Origin of the sequence: Staphylococcus sp. HMSC057A08 (assembly GCF_001812925.1) — a bacterium.
GTDB classification, from domain to species: Bacteria; Bacillota; Bacilli; order Staphylococcales; family Staphylococcaceae; genus Staphylococcus; species Staphylococcus hominis.
Map to the genome: position 1 here is coordinate 1 of NZ_KV810834.1, position 205 is coordinate 205.

Genomic DNA, 205 nt, shown 5'->3' on the forward strand with positions numbered 1-205 from the left:
TTTTATGCTTTTTCTTCCAAATTTGATACAAAATTGGGGCATATTCTTGAACCCAACGGTAGACCGTTGAATGATGAACGTTTACACCACGTTCCCTTAATATTTCAGATATATCACGATAACTCAATGTATATCTTAGATAGTAGCCAACGGCTACAGTGATAACATCCTTGTTAAATTGTTTATATCTGAAATAGTTCATACA

1 pseudogene is annotated in these 205 nt (G+C 33.2%); it reads right to left on the reverse strand.

The features are described from left to right. Window positions 1–202, reverse strand: a pseudogene (locus tag HMPREF2881_RS00890) (IS6 family transposase); the annotation flags it as partial. Window positions 203–205: the final 3 nt, after the last annotated feature.